At 39.8% G+C, this 20,140-nt stretch carries 11 protein-coding genes, 1 tRNA gene and 1 rRNA gene; 10 read left to right on the top strand and 3 right to left on the bottom strand.

Translation table 11 applies throughout. The features are described from left to right. Positions 1–3 precede the first annotated feature (3 nt). The 4 genes from rrf (at position 4) to MXE38_RS09865 (ending at position 3,183) form a co-directional block, all read left to right on the top strand. Positions 4–119 (top strand): 5S ribosomal RNA (gene rrf, locus MXE38_RS09880). 12 nt (positions 120–131) lie between these two features. Then, positions 132–208 (top strand) — tRNA-Asp (locus MXE38_RS09875). 372 nt (positions 209–580) lie between these two features. Further along, the gene (locus MXE38_RS09870; RefSeq protein ID WP_246914340.1) at positions 581–1,936 is read left to right on the top strand and encodes a hypothetical protein; all 1,356 of its coding nucleotides are present in this window, start codon (positions 581–583) and stop codon (positions 1,934–1,936) included. Positions 1,937–2,118: 182 nt separating this feature from the next. Beyond that, positions 2,119–3,183, top strand: a complete 1,065-nt coding sequence (locus tag MXE38_RS09865; protein WP_246914339.1) for a glycosyltransferase family 4 protein — start codon at positions 2,119–2,121, stop codon at positions 3,181–3,183. Positions 3,184–3,233: 50 nt separating this feature from the next. Here the strand turns inward: MXE38_RS09865 and MXE38_RS09860 are convergent, their stop codons facing one another. Further along, positions 3,234–4,517, bottom strand: coding sequence for a molybdopterin-binding protein (locus MXE38_RS09860; RefSeq protein WP_246914338.1), 1,284 nt, complete (start codon positions 4,515–4,517; stop codon positions 3,234–3,236). 233 nt (positions 4,518–4,750) lie between these two features. Between MXE38_RS09860 and metA the strand changes: the two genes are divergently transcribed. From metA to MXE38_RS09840, 4 genes are all read left to right on the top strand, one after another. Beyond that, positions 4,751–5,671 carry a homoserine O-succinyltransferase gene (gene metA, locus MXE38_RS09855; protein WP_246914337.1) on the top strand — a complete coding sequence of 307 codons (921 nt, stop codon included), beginning with the start codon at positions 4,751–4,753 and terminating at the stop codon, positions 5,669–5,671. A 476-nt stretch (positions 5,672–6,147) separates the two neighbouring features. After that, positions 6,148–7,410: a UDP-N-acetylglucosamine 1-carboxyvinyltransferase gene (gene murA / locus MXE38_RS09850; RefSeq protein ID WP_246914336.1), complete on the top strand. Its 1,263-nt coding sequence runs from the start codon at positions 6,148–6,150 to the stop codon at positions 7,408–7,410. A 20-nt stretch (positions 7,411–7,430) separates the two neighbouring features. Beyond that, entirely contained in the window at positions 7,431–8,426 is a 996-nt protein-coding gene (murB, locus tag MXE38_RS09845) for a UDP-N-acetylmuramate dehydrogenase (protein ID WP_246914335.1), read from the top strand. 50 nt (positions 8,427–8,476) lie between these two features. Next, positions 8,477–9,376, top strand: coding sequence for a biotin--[acetyl-CoA-carboxylase] ligase (locus MXE38_RS09840; RefSeq protein WP_246914334.1), 900 nt, complete (start codon positions 8,477–8,479; stop codon positions 9,374–9,376). Positions 9,377–9,409: 33 nt separating this feature from the next. Here the strand turns inward: MXE38_RS09840 and coaA are convergent, their stop codons facing one another. Beyond that, complete coding sequence (coaA, locus tag MXE38_RS09835) at positions 9,410–10,594, bottom strand: type I pantothenate kinase (protein ID WP_246914332.1); 1,185 nt, start codon at positions 10,592–10,594, stop codon at positions 9,410–9,412. A gap of 635 nt (positions 10,595–11,229) precedes the next feature. On the opposite strand from coaA, the gene MXE38_RS09830 reads away from it, so the two are divergent. Both MXE38_RS09830 and MXE38_RS09825 read left to right on the top strand, forming a co-directional pair. Continuing rightward, on the top strand, positions 11,230–15,843 hold the full coding sequence (locus MXE38_RS09830) for a hypothetical protein (protein WP_246914331.1): 4,614 nt from the start codon (positions 11,230–11,232) through the stop codon (positions 15,841–15,843). Between the two features lie 151 nt (positions 15,844–15,994). After that, positions 15,995–17,158 (top strand): helix-turn-helix domain-containing protein, encoded by a 1,164-nt coding sequence (locus MXE38_RS09825; protein WP_246914330.1) that lies wholly within the window; start codon positions 15,995–15,997, stop codon positions 17,156–17,158. 207 nt (positions 17,159–17,365) lie between these two features. Here the strand turns inward: MXE38_RS09825 and MXE38_RS09820 are convergent, their stop codons facing one another. Next, on the bottom strand, positions 17,366–19,624 hold the full coding sequence (locus MXE38_RS09820; RefSeq protein ID WP_246914329.1) for an alpha-galactosidase: 2,259 nt from the start codon (positions 19,622–19,624) through the stop codon (positions 17,366–17,368). Between the last annotated feature and the right edge of the window lie 516 nt (positions 19,625–20,140).

The following is a 20,140-nucleotide window of genomic DNA, read 5'->3' as shown; positions in this document are numbered from 1 at the left end:
TTGCTTGGCGACCATAGTGCTATAGACCCACCTGTCCCCATTCCGAACACAGAAGTGAAATGTAGTCACGCCGATGGTAGTGCAACGTACGATTGTGCGAGAGTAGGTCATCGCCAGGCTTAATTTTATGCGGAGCGGTAGTTCAGCTGGTTAGAATGCCTGCCTGTCACGCAGGAGGTCGCGGGTTCGAGCCCCGTCCGTTCCGCCATCTTTTATCAAATCAACCACCTAACGGTGGTTTTTTTGTATCTACACTTTATACAGTAGCCACGAGCTAACGCATAGTAGCGAGTAGCTAACTCATAGCAGCAACCACCTAACGGTGGTTTTTTTGTATCTAAAACTATCATCGCTCTTAGTCTTTTAACAAAATATCACGCTTTAGCTTGCTAATAGTTCACATTGCTGATCTAAGGATTTAGAATAGAATTAGTGATATTAATAGGGCATATGCGGCCCTGTTTTTGCAATTGAAATATTTGTAATATTAGATGTTGGAGCAGATGTCATAGCTTATGATTATTTGCTGACATTAATCTTCTGTTCTCATTAAGTGCTAGGTTAAGAAGGAGCTGCGCCCTTGAATCAGATTTATGCCACTCTTTTAAGAAGTCTTTTAGGCAATGATGTCATTGAAAGTACTTTGCAGGAAGTTGAGCAGAATTACCCAGCTCTTTTTAATAAGCTAGCTGAGCTTGCGATGAGCGATGGCTCTAACCAAGATGAGATGGTTGATTACTCTTTGCACGTAGTGGATGCTTTTTTAAAGCTCAAGCAATCTGAGATTTATCAAAATCCCACCTTACTAAAGGTCTTTCAAGCTTTTAGTGCCGTATCAAACTCTTATGCTGTTAAGGGACAGAGCTCTTATATTCTGCGCTTTGATACTGCACTAACTATTTGCGTTATGGCACTAATGTGCGGTTTGAAAGATTTAAATAGCATTACTGCTTATTCTAATTATGCTAATCAGTATTTGCAGTTGCTATTGCCTGCTATGTTGCACCCTCGTTATCGTATCAGCGTAGCTAACTGTAGATCAGTAATGCGTCTGGTTAATTACGAGCACCTAGATGGTTTTTACAAAAATTTCTTTACTAGAGCTAAGGTAGCAACCAAACTTAATCCTCCAGAGGCACTTAGAGCTATTCAGCCTAGCATTGGCCAAGGTGCATCGTTAGGGACAGCCTCAGCTTTTCACGGCTTAAATCATAAGGATTTAGGTGCCTATTTGCCTTGCTTGGGTTTAGATCATGGTCTTATCTTAGGCCCAAGACCTTTATTATTCTTATGTGCAGATCAATTAGTTCTTAATGGCTATGATTATTTGCTGTCACTAAATCATTTGCCACCAGAAGTGTTAAGTCAATTTGATGCTCGCTTAGCTTCAACCTCTAATGCTAAGATCTTAATTGATAGGATTGATAGCTATTTTGACTTATTAGATGAGATCTCTGAGGATATGCAGACTGTAGTTTGTATTAAGCGTCTTAATCCTCAGAATAATATGGTTGAGTCCTTTTTCTTTTTATCTACTTTGCCGCAGCTTGAGGATAGCTTATATCTCATTCAAAATGCTAACTTAGAGTGTGAGATGTCATTAGCGCAAAAGGACTCTTATCTAATGACTTTGTCTCGTAATGAAAATGAGGCTCATCAGCTCTTTTTACCTCAACGCAATGACTATAATAAATTTGTAGTTAATGTACTATCTTATGAAAGAGATTTAGGCCATTTATTAGGTCAAGGTACTCCTAAGCCATGGGATGTTATCCTTTATAGAAATGGCTCTAATCCAGTTTGTGCTATGGTAAGCTTGTTTTATTATTTTATGTCTGATGTTTTAGACAAAAACAAGCTCTTGTTACAGCAGCGTCGTCGTATGTTTGATTTATTAGGCACCAATCCTAATTCTAATGTACCAAGAACGCTCTAAACATCAAATTTATTACTAAAATCTTTGTAGTCTTAGATTAACTCTAAGAAATTATTTTTATCACATGCAGTTTACATATACGCCATTGTGCATGAGTGGGTATATGTAATGCTAGACTCAACTGTGAGTGGAGTTGGATTTCTTCTCATTTGCAGGAAAGTTTTGGTAGGTAGGAGAGTTTAATGTCTGGTTCTAAAAGGCTTGGTGTGGCACATGTCAGCTTGGCACGAGGTTATCGTGGTTGTGAGCGACAAATTGAGCTTTTGATTAAGGAACTCTCTCATCTTGGTGTGCCTCAAGCTTTAGTTTGCCGAGATGATAGTCCTTTACCTTTTCACCTTGATGGTGTTAAGGGGCTCAAGGTCATACGCATTAGAGGTTTTTCTGATCCGCGCTTTTCTGGCCATTTTAGAGTAGGTAGTACCTATAATGTGGTTCATGCTCATGATCCTCAAGGCATCCAATGGGCTTTGGTGCATTATATTTTGCGTGGCACACGCTATGTGGTTACTGTTCGTGATGAAGATTACCTGGTCAATCATTTTATGCTTAAAGCAGCTTATAAAAGTGCTTCAAGTGTAGTGTGTGTATCTAAAGAGTTCACCGAGGTCTTATCGCAGTTTTTGCAAAAAGAAGTACAGTTAATTAGCGATTGTTCTTCTCGTTTAGAGCCTAATGAAAAGCTGGTTAGCAACTTTAGAAAGTCATTAGCTAATCGTTTTGTGGTCGGCAACGTAGCTCCTTTAATCAATAGACAAAAAGGACAATCAGTATTAATTGATGCTGCTAAAATCCTGAAAAACAAAATTCCAGAGCTCTTAGTGGTATTTGTCGGCGCTGGTGATGATATTGTGCTGTTAAGAAGACACGCCAAAGACATGCCTAATGTCAAATTCATTGGTTTCAAGCGCAACTATGTCGATTATATTAAGGCTTTTGATGTCTTTGCTTATCCAGCCAACACTGAAAGTTCAGCTGGCATTTTGCTTGATGTTATGGAGCAAGGTGTGCCTATTGTAGCCTCTAATGTAGGAGGTATTCCTGATCTTATTGAGGATGGCAAAAATGGCTTTTTAATTGAGGCAGGTGATGCTGAGAGCTTGGCTGATTATATTTTGACTTTAAAGAAAGATAGAGAATTGTATTATAGCTTTGTCTCTAATGGTCATAATGAAGCTGAACTCCATAGTTCTGCGGCCATGGCGGCTGAATACTATCGCAATTACTTTAGTATTATTCATTCATAAGAAAAAAGGGGCACGTTAGCCCCTTTTTTCATGTCTTAAATCAAAGGTTGCTATTTGCTAAGATGGTATGAAGATCTCTTGCAATCGAGCATTAAGATCTTGCAGTCCTCTGGAGTAATGGTAGGCTCGTTAACCAAGAGTTTATAAAGCTCAACACAGCATAAGTGGGCTAAGAAATCACGGTTACGACTATAGAGGGCATGGCTGTTAACATCTTCTTTGAGGGCAATTAAATAGCGTCCTGTAAGATTGTGTCCATCATCCTCTTGCTTGTAATCTAGATTAAAAGAAAATTCATAACAATAAGGATATTCTTTTAGTAAGCTAACATCGATAGCTTGCTGGCATGGGAGTAAGGAAATTTTATTAAAGTTAGGAGCATGCTCTAAGTGCTTAGCAATATAGCCTTTTTCTTGCTCGTTAAGCTCGTTATTAGTGGCATTTAACACCGAACAAGCAACAAAGTTCTTAAAGAGCTCTTGCATATGAATAAGCAGCCAGCCACGGGTTACACCATCAATAGCATTAATGGCATTAAGCTGAATTTTATGAGCATTAAGGGATTCAATTAAAGAGTAGTGATCACGACAAACATAGTAAGGTGAGACAATGTTCATTACTTGTCCTAATACCTCAAACATATCCTGATCGCTAGCATCATGACCAATAATCTTAAGCTCGATAAAAGGATAAATAGCTCTATCTCCAATAGTAATGCCTTGTGGCAACTCAATAGGAGCAAGCTTACTCATGAGGGTAGACTCGCCTATACCCATTAAAAAGAGCTTGATTAAGTGAGTACGAGGAACAGTGTCGTTAGTGTAGGAAATTACCATCTCTTTAACTGAGCTTTCCCACATGGCTTTAAGCTCACGTGGTACTCCTGGTAAAAAGATAAAGAGCGCTTGATTTACCTTGATAGCAAAACCACAGGCAGTACCAGTAGGATTATCAATCATGATAGCGCCTTGAGGAAGCATAGCTTGTTTTAAGTTAGAGTGAGCCATAAAGCGTCCTCTATTATCAAACCATGCCTTCATTCTTTCATACCAGGTGGTATTTAACTGCAAAGGCACATTGGCTACTTTGGCTATAGCCTCGGTAGTAAGGTCATCATTGGTAGGGCCCATACCGCCAGTGGCAATAACAATAGCCTCTTTTTGTGACACTTGGTAAAAGAGCTCCATTAGCTCTGTAAGTGAATCACCGCTAGTATGTCTTCTATCAACTTGTAATCCAGCTTCAAACAATTCACGAGAGAGGAAACTGGCATTAGTGTCATCGATGTTGCCTGTAATGACTTCATCGCCTGTTGATATCAACTCAATTCTCATATCCACCTCAAAATACTAAACTCATAGAAACGCTTTGCTATTATCCTAGCGCATAATTTGGCTAAACTAATAATAAAATTTGCTCTCTTATGGTAAGAAAGCTTCATTGTATAAGGGCTGTGATAAGCTAAGCAAAAATACACTTGCCCTCAAAGCTGATAAAGTAACTTTTATTGCTCAGGCTTTGTTAATGTTTGTATTGTAGGAAAGTCTTTTGTATTAAGGAGCAATTCATGCCTATTAATATTCCTAATGGTTTGCCTGCTGCTAGCGTGTTAACCTCAGAGCATGTTTTTGTCATGACTCAAGATCGTGCAGAACATCAAGACATTCGTCCTTTAGAGTTGCTCTTTTTAAATTTAATGCCAAAGAAGATTGTTACTGAGATCCAGTATATGCGCAAGCTTTCTAGCACCCCGATTCAGGTGAATATTGAGTTATTGCGTATTGATCATCATGTTTCTAAAAATACTCCGCAATCCCATTTAGATACTTTCTATAAAGATTTTGCTGATGTTAAAAAACGTTATTACGATGGTCTGATCATTACAGGAGCACCTTTAGATAAAACTGATTTTGACGATGTGACTTATTGGTCTAAGCTTCAAGAAATCTTAAATTGGTCAACTACCCATGTCACCTCAACTTTGTTTTCTTGTTGGGGAGTAGCCGCTGCGCTTAAGCATTTTTATGACATTCCACTGATTAATCGTGAGCAAAAGCTCTCGGGTGTTTATTGGCATAAGACCACAAATAGTGTTAATGCGCTAACTCGTGGCTTTGACGATTATTTTCTGGCACCACAGTCACGCTTTATAGATTTCCCAACTAATGTAATTGATAGTAATACTGACTTAGTTATTTTGGCTGACTCTGATGAGGCTGGAGTATTTTTAGCTTGCTCTCGTGACAAGAGACAGGTTTATGTAACAGGTCACCCTGAGTATGATGCAGGTACACTAGCTGATGAGTACCGTCGTGACCTTAATGCAGGCTTAAACCCTATAGTGCCAAAAAATTATTTCCCTCATGATGATCCAAGCTTACAGCCTCGCTGTACTTGGCGTTCACATGGAGCGCTCTTATTTAGTAATTGGGTTAATTACATTTATCAAGAAACTCCATTTGATCATGTTTACAAAACTGGTGAGTAATTGATTACTGCTCACAATTAAACCGCTCTTGATTAAGCAATCTTGAGCGGTTTTTTTTACCCCAGCGCAGGCACAGCCAGCACAGGCACAGCCAGCGCTCTGGCGCTAGCTCCGTGCGCAGCTTAGCAGCGCTAGCGCTAGCGCCAGAGCTTGCGCTTGCGCAGATAATAGCCTTGGGATGGGTAAAGGAACTTAGTTAGGCATTGATTGTCTTATACTTAAGTTTTGGACTTTTGTTGAGGCTGATAATTGTACTATAGGCAATATCTTGAAAAGACTGTTAAAATAAGGGGTTTTTATGGGATGTTGCTTGAAGTTTATTTTAATTAACTATAGCGCTGTTAATACTAAGCCAAGCTAAAACTTGCCTAGAGCATTTCTTGGTGTAGTTGTTTATTTTAGTTGCTTCTTCCAATACGTATCTTAATGGTGTTTATTGGAAGAGGTTAGCAAGAACGTTTTGTTGAGGTTTAACTTTGGATAAGTTTGAAATTGTTGGTGGCAAGGCATTACAGGGAGAAGTTAATATTTCAGGAGCTAAGAATGCGGCTTTACCTATTATCTTAGCTACTTTGTTAACCAGTGAAACTGTAATTTTACACAATGTGCCTGACTTAAGAGATGTTAAAACCTGCTTTAAGCTTTTAACTATGATGGGCAAGAGCTATGAGCAAATAGGCGATAACTCTTTTAAGATCAGTAATGCTGTTACTAGCAATATTGCTCCTTATGAGTTAGTAAAGACCATGAGAGCCTCTATTTTGGCTTTAGGTCCATTAACTGCTTATTTAGGTGCAGCTGAAGTTTCCTTACCAGGTGGCTGCGCTATTGGTGCTCGTCCTGTAGACTTACATGTTAAAGGTCTACAAGAAATGGGTGCTCAATTTGAGTTAACCGACGGTTACATTCGCTCCTCTACCCATGATGGCCGCTTGCATGGTGCTACTATTATGATGGATAAGGTGTCTGTAACTGGCACAGAAAACCTCATGATGGCCGCAAGCTTAGCGCAGGGTACCACTATTATTGAAAATGCTGCTCGTGAGCCGGAGATTGTAGATTTAGCTCTGTTCTTAAAGGCCATGGGTGCTAATATTAAAGGCGAAGGTAGCGATACTATTACTATTGAGGGCGTAGAAAAGCTACATGAGTGTGAGTACTCTATTGTTTCCGATCGTATTGAAGCTGGCACTTATTTAATTGCTGCTATGGCAAGCCATGGCGAGGTCGTGTGCCACAATATCTTGCCATCTACTTTAGACCCTGTATTAGTTAAATTAAAGAAGGCTAATGCTTTAGTTGAGGTCAAAGACAATAGTATTTACTTAGATATGCGTAATCGCGATATCTTACCTGTAGATATTATTACCGCTCCACATCCTGGCTTTCCTACCGACATGCAAGCTCAATTTATGGTGCTTAATGCTTTAGCTAAGGGTTCAAGCTCTATTACTGAGACCATTTTTGAAAATCGTTTTATGCATGTACCAGAGCTCATTCGCATGGGAGCTAATTTGTCCATTCAAGGAAATAGCGTACATTGTATTGGTGTGGACACCCTCAAAGGCGCTCAGGTAATGGCTACTGACTTAAGAGCCTCTGCCTCTTTAGTGATAGCAGGTTTAGTTGCTCAAGGTACTACTGTGGTTGATCGTATTTACCACATGGATCGTGGCTATGAGCATATTGAGCGTAAGATTCGTGCTTTAGGCGGCACCATCGAGCGTATCTCAAGTTAAAATTAAGAGCCCTTAGTTAGATGTTTAATCTTAAAAATTACAATACTTTTAATTTGACCGTATATGCCCAAGAAGGCAGGGAAATCAATAGTGTTGATGATTTAACCGCTCCTGTAACTGAGCCTTATATAATTTTAGGCGGTGGCTCTGATGTGCTGTTTACGGAAGATTTTGCAGGCACTGTATTAATCAATAAGATTGCAGGATTAGAGATTAAAGAGGAGATAGATTGCTATAAGGTCAGAGCAGGCGGTGGTTTAATTTTAGATGATTTAATCGTAACTTTACTTAATCAGGGTATAAGTGGATTAGAGAATTTATCTTTAATACCAGGCACTGTAGGTGCTGCTCCTATTCAGAATGTGGGAGCCTATGGAGTTGAAATTGGTAGCTTAATACAAAGTGTTGAGGTTATTGATCTTAAAACTTTGAAAAAAAGTTGCTTAAGTGCCCAAGAATGCTGTTTTGACTACCGTTATTCCATTTTTAAAGAGTACTCACATCGCTCTTGTTTCATTACTTATGTAAATTTTAAGCTACCAAAGTGCTTTAAGCCTGTACAAAACTATGCAGGTTTACAAAGTTATGTATTTAATGATGCCCTTTCTTTGCGAGAGCGTGTGATAGCATTAAGAAATGAAAAGTTACCTAATCCTAAGTTTGTAGGTAATGCAGGGTGCTTTTTTAAAAATCCTTATGTTGATAGTGCCAAGCTTAAGGATTTACAAAATGAATTTGGCTCATTACCTTTTTATCCAGCTGATAACGGCAACTATAAGCTAGCAGCAGGCTGGTTAATTGATAAAGCCAATTGCCGTGGTATTAAACACGGTCAAGTAGGTACTTGGGGTCAGCAAGCCTTAGTCATTGTTAACTTAGGTAATGCTAAACCTCACGAGATAGTAGCACTAGCTAAGTATATTAGTGCTGAAGTTAAAAGTAAGTTTGCAATTGATCTTGTACCTGAGGTTCGCCTCTACGGCAAGCACGGAGAAAAAGCATGGGAACAGATCTAAGATTTGTTATGCCCTTATTAAGATATATCAATAGGGATGAAAACTTGAGGGTGAACTATCAAGTTTTATGTTCATCTTTATCTATTTCTGTGCAAGAGCTGCAAGATACTGCTGTATTAGTTAATGAAATCGAGCCTTTATTATTCCAAGATGGTGAGTATTTAGCTTTATATAAAAAGCTAGACTTGCTTGATCCTAAGGTTATTTACGAGGGTATTAGCCAGCGTGGTCGTTTTGCGCTTAAAGATGTCACTACTTCAACTAATTTAGAGTTAATTGAAGAAAAAGATAATTTAGTGACTGGCGATGCCTTGGTAGCTGAAATTCAAACTGAGGGTCGCTCACTGCGTGGTACCAAATGGCATACCTCCATTGGCTCTAATATCATGCTGTCTATGGCCTTTAAGTTTCCATCCCATCAGCATTTGCTTGGCTTTTCCTTAGCAATTGGCGTGGCTACAGTAACAGCATTGGAATTTGCAGGCGTTAAAGACGTAAAGCTTAAGTGGCCAAACGATGTGGTTTATCAGGATAAGAAGCTAGCTGGTATTTTAATTGAGTCTGTGCCTAGTGTTGATGGTAGTGTGTTTGCTATCGTAGGTGTAGGTTTAAACGTTCATAACTCTAAGAGCATTGCCAAAGTCATTGATCGCCCTTATACCAATCTTGAGGAAATGGGCTACGATTTTAAGCGTAATGATATTTGTATTGCTCTGATTAACGAGATTAAGTACGTTGCTAGAACTTTTGCTAAGAGTGGCTTAAGTTCCTTTATTGATAACTGGATGCGTCACGATATTTTAATGGGCCGCAATGTTGAGGTGGCTATTTCATCTCACCGTAGCGTAGTAGGTCGTGTTGCTGGTGTAAATCGCCAAGGTGAACTAATTTTAGATAGTAATGTAGGACGTACAGCTATACGTTCAGGACATATTGCTTCTATTCATTAATCAAAAAAGCTCCTCAATTGAGGAGCTTTTTGTTTACTTGCGTAAATATACTTTATCAACAGTATGATTTGGGCCTTTGTGCAAGATTAAGTTGGCACGATTACGACAAGGCAGAATATTTTCAATTAAGTTATCGTGGTTAACCGCACTCCAAATAGTGTAAGCCAAAGCCTCAGCATCATCATAAGTCATGCGAGAGTAGCGATGGAAATAGCTATTAGGGTTGTTAAAGGTGCTTTCACGCAATTTTAAGAAGCGATCTACATACCACTTAACTAAACATTCCTCTTCGGCATCAACATAAATAGAAAAGTCGATAAAGTCAGAGATAAAGACCTTATTACGAATAGTAGGATAGTCTGCGCCGTTTTGTAGCACATTAACGCCCTCTAAAATAAGGATGTCAGGGCGATCTACCACTATGTACTCATCAGGAATCACATCATAATAAAGGTGAGAATAAACAGGTACTTTTAAGTTAGGCTCGCCATTTTTAAGCTTATGCAAGAAGGTCATTAGCGCTTTAACATCATAGGAAATAGGGAAGCCTTTTTTAGCTTCGATATGGCGCTCATGTAAGATTTTATTAGGATATAAGAAGCCATCAGTAGTAATAAGCTCTACTTTAGGGGCGTTATCCCAAGAGGAAATTAAGTGTTTAAGTAAATTAGCGGTAGTTGTTTTACCGCAAGCTACTGAACCAGAAATGGAAATAATGAAAGGAACACTTTCAATGCTCTTGCCTAAAAATTGCTGAATAATAGTAGAGCGATCATGGCGGGAGCTGACATACATATGTAAAAGACGACTTAAAGGTAGGTAAATATTGGATACCTCCTCTAAGGATATTTTGTCATTGAAAGCTAAACACTTTTGTAGTTCACTTTCAGTTAAGTTTACTTGATCCTTGTTATGAGCAAAGGTTGACCAAGTTTTAGCTGAAAATTCAAAAAATGGAGTGATATTGTCATTATTGCTCAGAACTTGGCTCTTATGAGCGTGCTCGTGGTGCTGATTGCTAATAGCACTAGCAATATCTGGTTGATCGTTATGATTGTTGGCCATGGCGCAAGAGTTGTTATTATCAGAATGGTTGGGTTTGCTATAGGGGGCTAAACCAGCTCTTTTTTCTAAAGGCTCGTATAGCTCGTTGCAAGCTTTTAAAGTTTTAATAGCATTTGGTTGTAGCTTAGTACCAACAAGAGCAGAGTTCATCATGCTGCCTCCATAAGCCAGAAAAAAGAGTGCTTATAACTAAAGTAGGGTGAGGGCTCTTAAACAAAAATTTCTTTCTTAAGCCTATCTTGGCTAAAGCAGGCCAAAACACTGCAATAAATGGCTTAAATAGATCCTAAACTCCAAACAATATTAATCTATGGTGATTTTACTAAAAGCCTTTAATAAATGCTCACCAAATTATCATTAACATGCTTTAAGTCAGGTTTTTTCATGAGACCAAGAAGATATGTTACTTGGATGTTCTGAGCCCAAATTGCAACTATAAATCCTATATATATCGCAATTAATAGCAAAGCTGTTCTTTTAGTATAGGCGAAAGCCTAATAATTAATTAATTTAATTGCTTTAATAATTTCCTTTACCAAAATTATCAAAGTAAGAGCCTTGGTTGAGACCTTGGATAAGATGCCAATATACTGGGTTTGCTATGCCATCACTACCATATGTAACTCTATAATAAGTAAGATTAGGATTTATTTTTTGCTATGTTTTACAATGGACTACATAGCTTAGTGATACTTCCAAGATTACTACTGGCTAAAGATTATATTTGGGCAAAATAGTACTGCTTATTAAGCGTTAGACTAAATAGGGTTAGAGGAGACCTTTTTAATATGACTCCAAGTGTTTTTGATCAACATGACATCTTAGATAAGCTCTATTTAGAGCTCAAAAGCTCCTATCAAAAAGGAGAAATTGCATCCTACGATCAATTGCTTAAGATTGCTCCAAATTTAACTAGCCATGATTATGAAGTAGTAATTGAGCGCTTTAAAGGTCATATTCGTCAGCAAAACTTAATGAAGGTCTCTAACGACACTAATGGAACTCAAGCTGCTATTAATGATGACAGCTTAGAAAGCCAACTATTAACTTTACAACAAGATTTTTGCCAAAAGGTAGGTCTCATTGTTGCTGCCCATGAAAAAAGAATGGCTCAAGTATCTCAAGGAGTAATAGAGGACATTACCAGTAGCAAAATAGTGCTCGAACAAGAGCTTAAAGTACTACAGGCTAAATATGATTATGAGCATAATGCATTACAGCAGGAGTTAGGTGCTTTAAAAGATAAGTGTAATGCTTTGCAAGAGGAGCAAGCCCAGGCAAAGTTACAATGCGATGCTATGCGCAGCGAGCATGAGGCCTTATCTTTATTAAAGTTAATTACCAGTGAGCATGGTATTGAAACTTTAGAGGCATTACCTTTTCACCCAACCTTAAACTCTTTAATTTTAGAATTAATTAACAATACTAAATTGTTAGGCCGTGAGCAGCTAAGTGCCTTAGCAGTGCTTATTGATAATGTCACCAAAGTATCTAACTTATCCCAAGAAATGGGCATGGAGCTTAGCAAGTTAAGCGCCCAAAAATACGAGTCTATTGTTAAAAATCAACAGCGCTCCTTGACCCAAGATGATAAAAGCAAGGCTGACACTAGTGCTAGCACTACCTTAAGTGAGCAAGAACTTGCTTTGCAGGCTCTAAAAGATAAGTTTAAGAATATTGAACAATTAGGCGCAGATAATAGCTACTTTATGGAGGACGATTCTTTTGATAGGCATGATGACCCTACTAAAGAAGAGCTCCTAAGTACTGAGGCTATTGACCCTAAGTTCAATGCCTTATTGCAAGCCCAAGCCCAATTCCAATCTTTAGCTCAAAGCCAGACTTCTAACCATGCCTCAGGCCAGGCCTCCACTCAGGCTGTAAGCCAGGGTAGCCAAGTAGCCCTGGGTAAGGCTAAGGATATGGAACTTGAAAAAGAGAGCTTAGAGCCAGCTGTAGATGGTAAGCACAGCCCTGTTTCTCAAGAGCGCATCATTGAAATACTCAATGTGATTGCCCATGATTTATTGGCTAAAAAGGCTGTTAGCGAACTTACCTACCAAGATATTGGACAGGCCATACAAACTGCCATACGCATGGAAATGGGAGCCCAAGATCAATGTGAGATCATGGGGCGCTTGTTAATTAAAGTGCTATTACTAGGCGGTAACGAGCTTACAGTATCAGATTTTAATCTTTCTGAAGAAGAATTGATTGGTTTATTGCCATCTTATGAGCAGCGCCTACTAGCCTTAAATACTCTATCTTGGATTAAGAACAATATTACTCACCAAGATAAGGTCGTTGATAATAATCCTTTATCAAGCTTAATGTCTGGTGCTAAGACTAAGGGTAAGGATTCTTATAATACCGATTATCAAAACAGAAATTTAGATAGTCAGTCTGGCTCAGTGGAAATTATTAATAGCTCTGTTCCTAAGGCTATTCCTCGTGATGAGGGTACTTTAGTAAGAGAAATGAGCCAAGAAGGTGGCAATGATAATATTGCTGCCTTTGCTGCTGCTAGCGCCAAGATTGCATCTTTAGCACCTTTATTACATGAAGCAGGCAAAGAGCTTAAGCAGGCTCAAAAAGAGTTGGATGCTGATTTAGAAAAGAGCATGTTAAAAGATCGCTTGGCCAGCCACATTGAGGAGAATAAGACTGTTGTCTCCTCAGAAGAAGAAGGCCCATTAGCTACAGTTGAGATTGCCTCTGTGGCTAAGGATGTAGTTAAAGTAGCATCAGAACTTGCTCAAGGTAATGAAGAGCGTAGTCAAAAGAAGTTTTCTTTATTTGATAATTCTCATGCCGCAGCTGAGCAAACTGGTACTACTGTGTTTGGCGTGGAAAGCGTCGAGCCAAGTACTAATGTCTCTTATGATCCTCAAAAGGAAAGCTTTATTCATCAAAAAGACATTGATCAGTCAGACGATGATGAGTCTTTAGATGATTTTATTACAGGTAATATTACTGATGTTGATCAAGGCGATAGCTCAGATTTAGACCAAGAGGCAGTAATTCACAAAGAGCAAGTAGAGCCAGTAGAGACAGTAGAACAAGCAGATCACAAAGAATCCTCAGTCTTTGACCAAGCTCAGAATGCTAGCTCCAATAAGGTAGAGGAGAGCCAGTCACAGACACTGTCCCAGTCTCCTAGCACTGAGGATAAGGCTCACAATAAACCTGCCCGTACGTTTTCTACTGCTACAGTTACACCTACTGGTAGAACTGCCATTATTAAGACCACTAATATTGATGAGCCTGTAGTAAATAAAGAGCCACCAGCTAATACTTACAAACATGGCAATGAGAGTACCTTTATTATTTCCTCTCCAGAGCCAAGTAAGGATAATCCCAGTTTAAAAGTAGAAAACACTGTTGTTAAGCCAAGTGGTGTAAATACTTCTGACTCTAAAATTGAACCTAATAAGGCAGTAGAGACTATCTTTGATACTAGTAGTGCTTTTGTACCTAAAACACCATTGGACGAGGATGGTAAGCGCCGCTTTAAGTTCTTGTGCAATGTGATTGATCAACGTATTAATGAGCGCATTAGCAAGGTTAACATTCTGTTACATGGTTCAGCTGATAATACTAATTCACAGTTGCAAATTAAGGATGTGGCTTGGTTCTACCAATCATGCATTAGTTCTTTAGACAATCAAGGAATGCTAACTGATGATTTAAAGAAAGCTCTCTATGAAAAGATGGAGTATGACCTTAAATCCAATAACAGTCAGCTTGCTCTTGCTCACAGTCACTCAGCAGATGCATCCAAGATAGAAGAGATACAACCTCAGCCCCAGCCAAAGGAGGCCATAGCTGTTGATGTCAAGGACGCTGCTAAGGTAGAGCCAGAGCCTGAGCAAAAGGCAGAGGTAAAGGCAGTACCAGAGGTAGAAACTGTAGTAGCACCAAAGGTAGAGGACGCCGCCAAGGTAGAGCCAGAGCCTGAGCAAAAGGCAGAGGTAAAGTCAGCATCCGAGATTAAAACTGTAGTAGCACCAAAGGTAGAGGATGCCGCTAAGGTAGAGCCAGAGCCTGAGCAAAAGGCAGAGGTAAAGGCAGCATCAGAGGTAGAAACTGTAGTAGCACCAAAGGTAGAGGACGCTGCTAAGGTAGAGCCAGAGCCTGAGCAAAAGGTTGAGGTAAAGGCAGTACCAGAGGTAGAAACTGTAGTAGCACCAAAGGTAGAGGATGCCGCTAAGGTAGAGCCAGAGCCTGAGCAAAAGGCAGAGGTAAAGGCAGTACCAGAGGTAGAAACTGTAGTAGCACCAAAGGTAGAGGACACTGCTAAGGTAGAGCCAGAGGTTGAGCCTGTTGCTTATGAAAAGATTACTACTATGGTAATGCCTGATTTAAGTAAGATTACAGGTAAGCCTACTATTGATTGGGATGAATTTAATAAGGAAAAAGAGCTAAGAGCTGAGCGTGAAAGTATAGCGCTTAATGAGGCTGCGCCTGAGGATGGTGCTGATGAGGCTGATGATTCAGCAAATGTAGTACCATTTAGTTTTGTGCCAAAGTCCTTAAAAGATGCTTTATCAAATAGCCAAAAGGCACCTGGCAATAATGCTAATAGCCCAAAGGATCTTACCTTAGAGCAGCAAATGCAGATCAGACTTGGTTTGCTTGATATGCTACAAAGCGCTCTGGATAAGCACAAAAAGTCCCAAGGCTTTACTGTAGTGGATGATAACAATGATGATTCATTGTCTGACGATGCTAATAGCCAAGACCAAAGTCCTATAGTACATCGCCATGTAACTTTTGCTACTTTAAATGAAGAAGAGTTAAGTGATGACTCAAACCTTGCCTTACAGGATCAAGCTGATGTTCAAGATAGCTCCTCGAAGGGTAATTCAGAGAGCAATCAAGATAGCACTCCTGAGGGCAATCAAGAGAGTAGCTCGGATGATAAGCAATATATCAGCTCGGATGGCAAGCAAGAGGCAGAGGTATCGCTACAGGTTAATAAAGATAGTGGTGAGGACTGCCCTATAAACCAGGCTGATGCTACTAGCAATAGTAGCGCTGATAGTGGAAGCAAGAGCGCAAGTGGCGCAGCTATGAATGAGCCTGCGGCAGAGGCAAAGGCTGAGTCACGAGCTGAGATAGAGCCTAAGTCAGGGACTGAGCCTAAGACTGAGTCTGTTTCTGAGCCAGAGGATGATGAGGAAATCTTAACCATTATTCCTGCTAGTGAGTATATAAGCGACCCACATAAAGAAGAAAACTTAAATATTCCTAGGGACTTTAGCTCCATGCAAAGCTTTTTAATGGGCTTAAATACTTCTTACAATCAGCCTAAAGAGGCAACCTTTATGTTCCAAGATATGAATGGATCACAGGAACAATTAAAGACTGCTAAGGACGATAGTAAGGATAATAAGAAATAAGTTAATACTCATAGCAGGTACACTAACGCAGATAGTAGGTAATAAGCTTATTGTCTGCGTTTTTTGTTTTGGTAAGTATAGGGCCACTTAGCCTATGTTAGGCTAAGTGGCCTAGTCTAATAGTATTGGTTTGTTTAGATGAGGTACTAGGATGAAAACTTTGTTTGAGCCACTATTAAATGGACTTTACAACATAGGGCAGTGTCCTGTTTTTATGACAGATAAAGCAGGTAATGTCTTATTTAAAAAGATTCCATGGGGTGGCGATGATATGTCACTTAGTAACCCTACATTATTTAGCCAATATTTAAATGCTATTAAAGGCTCAAGCTGTCCTCTTGCTATTGGTAAAGATCAAAATGTTGGTGGTTATTTTTTCCCTGATAGCTCAATATTGATGGTAGGGCCTGTGTTAAAAGGTGATGATAGTACTGATGTGTACAACCTAAGAGCTCTGGCCATTAATACTCAATTAGATAGCATTGCCTTTAGTGCCCGTCGTTTAGTAATGGAGAATCCACCTTTAGATATTAATTTTGGTGCGGGCGTGTTAAATGAGCTTGATGAGGTTAAACACCTAATGCCGCAATGGGTAGATGTTGTTCCTGATGAAAGGCCTCATAGTAGCTATTTATTTGAGTTAAGAGCCTTAGATGCTATTACCCAAGGTGAGGCTCAGGACTATGTGTTAGCTCAAAACTCTAATCGCAATGGTCAAGATGGCACTTTAGCTTATACTCCATTACGTAGTGCGCAAAATCTGGGTATTTGTGGAGTGGTTTTAAACTCTCGTGCTGCGGTAGCTGGAGGTCTTGGTGTAGAGCAGGCCTATACTATGGCAGACTATCTCATATTAGGTATAGAAAGATGTACCAACCCTAAAGATGCTGCTTTTATAGGATTTAAGAGTGGAGTTATCTTTGCTCGTTTAGTACATGATTTAAAGGTATCTCGTCAGCAAAAACACCCACCAAGACTATTATGCCAACAAGCGCGAGAGTTAATTAAACGCTGTATTCATATAAAAACAGATAGGCTCGTAATAGCAAAAGAATTGGGAGTAAACGCTGATTATTTAGATCGCATCTTGATAGAAGACTTTAATGTGACCATTACCCAATGCTTGCGTGATGAAAGAATAGAGGAAGCTAAGCGCCTCTTAGTGCAAACAGCCACTCCTATTTATGAAATAGCAGAGCTCTTATTGTTTAATCATTCTTCACACTTTGCCAAAGTTTTTAAAAGTGTTACAGGAGTAACTCCTAAGGCCTATAGGGAGCGTAAATTAAGTTTTGTAGCCTCAGCAACTATTTAGTTAAGACCTGGGCTCTTAGGGCTTGCGCTGGTACTGGTGCGGGCGATTGGGAATTGCAGCTGATGGGATGTTGGTGCTGGTGCTGATGCAGGTGCTGATGCTGGTGCTAGGGCGAGGCAGAAAAAAAGGCCACTAGCAGTATGCGTAGTGGCCTTGGAATGCCTTAAGCTTGGGGCTTAAGGTCTTTGTTGCTTAATGTAAACTAGATTACTTACGCTTGAAGGAAATTAAGTAGGCTGCAAAGTCACGGTCTACCTTATCCATGTTTACACCAAAGTGCATGAGTTCATCGCCGCTGAAGGTATCGCCTTCTAACTTGTAGTTACAAAGGTAGTCTAAAGCATTGCAAGCTAATGATTGGTTGTACATATGGTGAGTTACCTCGTAGGTAGCATTCTCGTCTAAGCCTACTAAACGTAACTTGCGAATATTGCCTTGTGGTTGGCAAAGGTTTCTAAAGTACATCAAGATAACTTCATTGCCATCTTTAGATACGAACTGCCAAGCGGTCTCATTTTGAGTGCCCTCAAAAGGAGACATGAGACGGTAGAAGTTACCAAATTGAATGGTATTACGTAACTCTTTGTAAAGAGCGATATGTTGTGCTACCTCTGCTTGCTCAGCCTCTGGTAACTTGCCTAAATCCATTTCATAACCAAAGCTGCCAGACATAGCGCAAATAAAGCGGCTTAACATTGGAGTGCTGCGGCCAACTTGATGGTTTGGACAAGCACTAACGTGGCAACCCATAGTAATTGGTGGGAAAATTAAGGAAGTGCCATATTGGATCTTCTGACGGCAAACCTCATCGGTATTATCAGAGGTCCAGGTCTGAGGCATATAGCAAAGAATACCCATATCAAAGCGACGGCCACCACCTGCGCAGCTTTCAAATAGCATATTAGGGAAAGCCTCAGTGATGCGCTTCATAATGTCGTAGACACCAAATACGAAACGGGTAGCAATTTCCTGCTGCTGCTCTTTACCATAAGCAAAGGAACCAATATCAGTTAAGTTACGGTTCATATCCCACTTAACGTAATCAATGTCAGCAGAGGCTAATACTTGGCAAATAGACTCAACAATGTAATCACGTACATCTTGACGGGAAAGGTCAAGTACATATTGGCAACGTTGCTGGTAGCGCTCGTGGTTTGGAACACCGATAGCCCAATCTGGGTGAGCACGGAAGAGCTCAGAGTCTGGTGATACCATTTCAGGCTCAACCCAAAGACCAAACTTAGCACCTAAATCGTGGATGCGATCGCATAAGCCTTTAATGCCATTTGGTAATTTCTTTTGGTTGAGAATAGTCCAATCACCTAAGCTGCAGTTGTCTTTATCACGTACACCAAACCAGCCGTCATCTAAAACGATAAGCTCAGCACCTAACTTAACTGCATCTTTAGCAAACTTAACAATGCTATCCTCAGTAAAGTTCATATAGGCAGCTTCCCAGCTGTTTACTAAAACTGGACGTACTGCATTCTTGTGTACACCACGAACAATGTGGTCTTGTACAAAGCGGTGATAGTTTTGGCTCATGCCATTGAGACCGTCGGTACTAAATACTAATACAGCCTCTGGAGTAGTAAAGGTCTCATCGTGGTTTAACATCCACTTAAAGTCAAAACCATTGATGCCCATTACCATGCGAGTATTGCCAAAAGAGTTAACCTCGGTGGCAGCCTCAAAGTTACCAGACCAAACTAAAGAGCAGCCCCAGACATCGCCAGTAAACTCAGTGGTGGTGCGATCACAAAGAGCTAAGAAGTTTTGGTGTTGGTGAGAGGTAGCGCCACGAGAAGAAGCGGCAATTTCAATACCGTGGTTTAAAGGTGTTCTTTCAATGTTGCGCTCAAAAGCGTGCTTGCCCCATAAAGAAATGCGATCCATTTCATCAGTTGGGAAGTCTAAGGTTAAAGAGGCAGCCTTACGTAAAGCAATAGGGTCTTGACCTAAGTTCTTGATACGTGCGTGGCGAGTAATGACATCTACATCATTAAAGATGGTGTAGCTAAGAACAACCTCTAAATCACCAGCAACCTCACGCATAGTAATTTCTAAGGTAGTAGCATCATCATTATTAGCATAAGAGGATGGGAGGTTGGCTAAATCTTTTTTACCAGAGAAAATCTCGTGGCTGTGGTAGCGAAGATCTAAAGTAGTAGTGCCATTAGCTAAAGTAGCCTCTAATGCTGGAATACGGAAATCACCAGAGCCATAAACAGAGTACTCTTGAGGTAATACATCTAAAGAGAAAATTCTAGCATCAGCGTGCTTGGCTGGGTTAGGGGCACCTTCACGCTCAGTTTGATAAAAAGCGCGCTTAATGTTGAAGCTCTTAAGGGCCTTGCCAAAGTAAATATGACCTAAATAGCCCTCTAAGAATAACTGCATGACGTACTGAATACGGCCATTGGTTAAAGTAAAGCTTTTGTCCTGCTCATTAAAGATAATTGACATAATGTGATTGGCTCTCTCATCCTATGTCTTTAAACAGTGGAGGAGGCGCTCTCCTTTTGTATTTCAGTTAAAAATATTTTTCTCTTTGTGAGAAGTGTCTGTATGTTAGGGCTAACAGATCCTATTATCTTTTTTGCCTTTAGCTGTTTTATCAAACCTTCACATAGTGGCCTGTAGCTTGTAGAGCGGCGGCTATATAGCGCTGAGATGCAGTAGCTCTGTTAAGCAGAGGCGCTGTAGCTCTGTGGAGCTTAGGCTATGTAGCTTGTGGCGCTTTGGCACCAGCACACTATGGTGATGATCTTTTTATATAGGTATAGGGACATACCTACTAACACGCTCAAGCAATTTTGATTTTGGATAAGTAAGCGTTGAATTAATTTTAAATACTTTTAAAGTATTTGATAGCACTAAATCTATCTAAAGAGCATATTTTCGATGTGAGATAGCTAACACTTATTATTATTTTTTAAAAAATTTTGAGCTCTTATTTTGCTGTTTTGCCCTCTTGAGGGG

It is taken from the genome of Anaerobiospirillum sp. NML120448 (genome assembly GCF_023050945.1).
Lineage (GTDB): Bacteria > Pseudomonadota > Gammaproteobacteria > Enterobacterales > Succinivibrionaceae > Anaerobiospirillum.
Note: the sequence above shows the minus strand (reverse complement) of the source record. Positions and strands in the feature narration are given on the sequence as shown.

What these genes read in the sequence shown, in the direction of transcription:
- MXE38_RS09865 (WP_246914339.1), top strand. Translation starts at nt 2,119, where the DNA reads ATGTCTGGTTCTAAAAGGCTTGGTGTGGCACATGTCAGCTTGGCACGA.
- MXE38_RS09860 (WP_246914338.1), bottom strand. Translation starts at nt 4,517, where the DNA reads ATGAGAATTGAGTTGATATCAACAGGCGATGAAGTCATTACAGGCAAC.
- metA (WP_246914337.1), top strand. Translation starts at nt 4,751, where the DNA reads ATGCCTATTAATATTCCTAATGGTTTGCCTGCTGCTAGCGTGTTAACC.
- murB (WP_246914335.1), top strand. Translation starts at nt 7,431, where the DNA reads ATGTTTAATCTTAAAAATTACAATACTTTTAATTTGACCGTATATGCC.
- coaA (WP_246914332.1), bottom strand. Translation starts at nt 10,594, where the DNA reads ATGATGAACTCTGCTCTTGTTGGTACTAAGCTACAACCAAATGCTATT.
- MXE38_RS09830 (WP_246914331.1), top strand. Translation starts at nt 11,230, where the DNA reads ATGACTCCAAGTGTTTTTGATCAACATGACATCTTAGATAAGCTCTAT.
- MXE38_RS09825 (WP_246914330.1), top strand. Translation starts at nt 15,995, where the DNA reads ATGAAAACTTTGTTTGAGCCACTATTAAATGGACTTTACAACATAGGG.
- MXE38_RS09820 (WP_246914329.1), bottom strand. Translation starts at nt 19,624, where the DNA reads ATGTCAATTATCTTTAATGAGCAGGACAAAAGCTTTACTTTAACCAAT.